Origin of the sequence: Roseospira navarrensis, from assembly GCF_009601025.1 — a bacterium.
GTDB lineage: Bacteria > Pseudomonadota > Alphaproteobacteria > Rhodospirillales > Rhodospirillaceae > Rhodospira > Rhodospira navarrensis.
This window is the reverse complement of record NZ_WIVE01000121.1, coordinates 1-4,651: the sequence shown is the minus strand read 5'-3', so window position 1 is coordinate 4,651 and position 4,651 is coordinate 1. Positions and strand designations below refer to the sequence as shown.

The window sequence follows — 4,651 nt, the reverse complement described above, 5'->3', positions numbered from 1 at the left end:
GTTCACGTTATGTTCTACGCCGTTTCAGGCCACCTGTCACCACATGATGTGGTCCCGGACTCAAAGGGATAAGCCTTTTTCCACATTCACACTGCACCCCAAATGACAGAGCACACAAAAATTACACTGCCAGATTTCGTTTATTTTTTGACGCCCACCAAAAAATTGTAACGTTTCAATCTTCCGGCTATTTTCACGCTGACCATTTTACTAAATACTGCGACAGCATAGTTTTTGTCTTTCCGCTTGCGCACCATTTTCAATGATCGCACTACTTCACCCGCAATCACATGCTCACGCAAATATGACAAAATAGGCCGCCTCTGACCCTTGGCAACCCCGGGATGTCAAAATGCCCTGTCTGTTTTGCTGGCTCTGCATTCTGACACACGCTATAGGGAAGGGGCCGGTTGCAAAGGGGTGTTTTATGGGAGATCGGGGACGGGCCTTCGCCGATGAGGTTCATCGGCTCTTGATGACGGGTCGGACCACGGACCTGTCAGATCTCGCGGAGGCGATGAACCTCAGCTACCATGCATTGTATGCGCGGGTTCGTGGCCGGACACCATTCAGTGCAGCCGAGATCCGGACTCTGATCGCCCGGATCCCCGAAGCCGACCTGGTCCGGTATTTCACCCGTGGAACAGACTACCTTGTCCTCGACCGGCAGGACCGTGGCAATGCAGATCAACCGCCAAGCCTTCAGGACGGCGCCGTGCGGACCATCATTGAGGCCACGGACATCCTGGAAGCCGTCCACCACGCGCTGGCCGACGGCAAGCTCGACCACATCGACCGGGGCCGCATTATCCAAGAAGTGGACGCCTGTGAACGCGCGCTGGCCGGTGTTCGTGACCTGGTGGAACGGCCCGCTGACGGGACGGTGCGTGACGACAGGCCATCTTCAAACGAAAGTTCCAAGCCGAAGATCAAGGACCGATCCGCATGACCGAGGTGAGTCAAAACCCGCCGACGCCAACCCACAGCGTGGTCGTCGCCGTCAACGATCTTGAGGCCGCCACCATTATCCGTCTGGTCCGGGCTTTGGACTGTCGGCGCGGGGCCCGTACCCTTCGGCCCAGGGAAAACCCGCTGTCACACGGTTGGGGCGGCCGCGCCGTCATTGACCAGAAGACGCTCGATAAGTTGGCGCCCACCGTCATCATGGTCGAGCTTCCCGACGATGCTGTCCGCGAACGCGTCATGGAACATAACCACACCGTGGTTTCGGTGGACCACCATATCTACGCGAACGCCCCCGGCGAAGTGGTCGACCGGCGGTCGCCGCTGTCGTCCCTGGAACAGGTCAGGCGCCTGCTGGATGTTGATCCCGATACGCCTCTTCCAGCTGACCTTGACCGAGACATCCCCCTTGTGGCCGCCAATGATCGCGGGTTCATCCCGGAGTTGGCCAAGGTTGCCCTGCGCCAGTGCAAGACAGAGAGCGAAGCGCGGGATCGGGTGTGGGACATCCGCCGTCGCGACCTGACCATCGCCAGACTGGCGGCGCGAGACGTGCCGCCTAAGACGGACGAACTGGTCCGGCTGAGCGAAGCCCCACATCAGGATGACGCGCTGTCGGATACGGACGCCAGGATCGGCAAAGCCCGCGTTGCCCTTCGTGAAGCCTTCGAGACGGGCCGGGCGCGCTGGCTCGACCTGGACGGTGTGCCATCCGACGCGGATGGCCCGCGCCTACTGCTGGCGTGCGTCCCGGACGCGTTCCGATACGAAATGGCCGACGCCGTGTACTGGGAAAAGGCCGGCGCCGACGGCGTCGAGGCACTCACTCACTCTATCGAAATGCTGCTGGTCTTTTACGACGAGGGCTCCCTCAAAAGGGCCCGGTCCGGAGGTCTGCCGGATCCGGTCAAGCCTAAGCACGCGGCTGGTCACCTGACCCGCATCGAGTTCTCGGGGGCGCGGGATCGGCTCGATCAGGTCGCTCAGTGGTTCGATCCGGCGGTTCGCAAGACATGGCCGGCGGAAATCGGGCGGTTGGAATGCTACGCGGGGGGCGGCGACAGCGCCTACTTCGGGGCACGTGACGCCCTGGGGGGACAGGCACAGGCGCTTTCTGACCTTGTCGAATGCCTCCTGGGGGACCTGTTGACCGGCAACCGGAGGGTTGCCGCGTGGCGGACCAGCTTCGTCCAGGCGCTGGCGCTTGGGGATCCGATCCCGACCGCCGCGACAACGGATGCGGATGACGAAGGAGACGCGCGCATCCCGACGGTCAGCACTCTGAAGCGCCGCGTTCTGGACTATTTGTCAGCCTGGCACGAGACCCCTCGCGGAGGCGGACGCCCGGAGCCCGTGGCGATCGGGGACGAGGAATGGCATTACTTTCTGCCGCACCTCCGCGACCTCATGGCATGGCGTCCCGATCCCGCCTCACCAGACTTCTCTGACGCGCGATCTCAGCCGTCGGCCGCCCAGCCCCCTTTTGAACAGGCCGTGAAGCAGATCGAGTGGGGCCGCGCCCTGGTGTCCCTGGCTCTGCCGACAGAAGACCTTTCGTTCACGCTGTACCGAAAGGCAGAGCCTAAGAAGCCAAAAACAGGGTACCGCGAACCCGTCTCACTGGACGTGACCGGACTGCGTCTGCATTTTTTCTACAACGATGTCGTCATGGTGGAGTGGACGGTCGGCGAAGACCCGCCCGCATTGAAGAAGGACGAGAAATTCCAACAAATCACCTGGGTGGAACTGCTTGCCCCGAAGCGCGAAGACGTCAAACGCCCCTTGGGTCAGGTCATCGAAATCAACGGAAAGCTGCGGTTCACGCATTCCACCATGTGCTCCGAGGGGGGTGAGCAGGGCCGTCCATCCGAGATCACCCTGAAAAGAGCGGACGCGGAAGATGCAACCCTCCCCCACGGGGCCGAGATCTCTACGACACCATTTACGGGCTGGTTCCCGAGCCTGCTGGACTACGCGCTCGGTCTGAAGCAAGAGGACCTCGCCTCTGATGGGGCCCTGCCCGCCAATGGAGATCCGCGCGTCCGTGCTCTGTTCGATGATCGTGCGCGCGTCATCGCATCCGTCGTGCCGTTCGGACGGCTTCCGGCCACCCCGCGCGGCAAGGATCTGTTCGATGTCATGCTGACGCGGCTGACGACAGTCGATCCCTACGGCACCGGGCACACGTGCGATCCCGATTTCGCGGTGAAGGAGTACAAGGCCGGACTCTACGAGCGGTATCTGTGCTGGGGCACGCGTTACATGGCCACGGCTCACAGCTTTGTCTGCGTGGTGATGGATGGCCCGGACGGTTTCGCACGCGGTGTGATCCACGGCATCCACATGGCGACGATGTACCGCCGCATGGCCCTGGTGGCCCAGGCCTATGTGGCGGCGCTGGGCACGTTCTCGCTCCAGGTGACCGATGCCCTGCGCTTCGTCACCGACCCGTCCCCAAAGGCCGTTGGCACGCGATGGACCCGAGAGACGCGCGACAAGACCCTGGCGACCCTTTACCATGCCCTTCATCGGCGCCAGCTCGAGTTCACCAACCACATCTGGTTCGAGCGCATGAGCAGTCAGGTCCAGGGCCTTGAGCTGTTCGAGACCATGAGCAAGCGCACGGGCTGCACCGCCGACTATCAGATGGTGCGCGACGAAATCCAGCAGATGCAGAATTTCCTGTCCGCCGAGGAAGACGCCCGAAACAACACCCTCATCGCGGAGGAGGAGCGCCGCGAGCGCACCATCGCCGCCATCGCCCTGCCGTTCGCGGTGCTATTCGCCGTGCTGGGCAGCCAGGACATCGCCAGCCACTTCTTCCTGTGGCCGCTGCTGGAGCGGGCGACCACCGCCCTGGGCGCGTCGGCTGGCTACACATGGGTGCTGGCCAGCCTGTTCGCGATGGCGGTCGCCGGGTTGATCGCCCTTGCAGTCAGTCCAGGCCTGTTCCGGGCCTGGCCCTGGATCGGTCGCCGTGTGGAGACGAAGCAGGGGCGCACGACGTGGCAGAAGGGCGCGCGGCGGACCCTGGCCGCCGGGGCGGCTCTTCTGTTTGGACTGGGGCTGGCGCTGCAATCCAGCGGCCATGTCTCCCTAGATGCGGGTGACAGAACAACGACCGCCACCGCAGCCGGGCAGTTGCCGGGCGACTGATCCCGACTCATCAAACGGGAGCGGACGCCGGGATCCGCTCACGATAGCCCTGTAGCCAAACTGAAAGAGGCGCCCCCGCTCCGGGGGGGCGCCTCTTTCAGTTTGGCCCATGTGCTGTCCGCTCGAGAACGCGGAAGAGGCCTCAGCCCGACGGCTGGGTGCGGGACAACGTCCTGCCCAAGTTTCAGTCCGCTCGAGAACGCGGAAGAGGCCTCAGCGTGGAATCCACGAGCCTCAACGGCATCGGTTTGTTTCAGTCCGCTCGAGAACGCGGAAGAGGCTTCAGCGTACGTCTCCGCCGAGGGCCTGAAGGCCCTGGTTTCAGTCCGCTCGAGAACGCGGAAGAGGCTTCAGCGCCGCGTTTCCCAACGGGCGACGCTCTTCATGAGGTTTCAGTCCGCTCGAGAACGCGGAAGAGGATTCAGCTTACGCCGCCGTTCAGGAAGGCTCAAATAGCGTTCGCTATGCATTCCCGGATTTGGTATCATGAAGGATACCGAACGCGGGAGGCGGGCATGGATCGGGACACGTT

The 4,651-nt window shown here is 62.8% G+C and carries 2 protein-coding genes; both read left to right on the top strand.

What is annotated here, in order from left to right; genetic code table 11:
* Positions 1–352: 352 nt before the first annotated feature.
* A complete protein-coding gene (locus tag GHC57_RS18670; protein WP_343031214.1) occupies positions 353–949 on the top strand; it encodes a phage regulatory CII family protein in 597 nt (198 codons plus the stop codon).
* On the top strand, positions 946–4,119 hold the full coding sequence (locus tag GHC57_RS18665) for a hypothetical protein (RefSeq protein ID WP_153347101.1): 3,174 nt from the start codon (positions 946–948) through the stop codon (positions 4,117–4,119). Before GHC57_RS18670 ends, GHC57_RS18665 begins: the two co-directional genes overlap by 4 nt.
* The last annotated feature ends 532 nt before the right edge of the window (positions 4,120–4,651 follow it).

Excerpts from the sequence above, each read along its gene's own strand:
- GHC57_RS18670 (WP_343031214.1), top strand. The coding sequence starts at position 353 with ATGCCCTGTCTGTTTTGCTGGCTCTGCATTCTGACACACGCTATAGGG.
- GHC57_RS18665 (WP_153347101.1), top strand. The coding sequence starts at position 946 with ATGACCGAGGTGAGTCAAAACCCGCCGACGCCAACCCACAGCGTGGTC.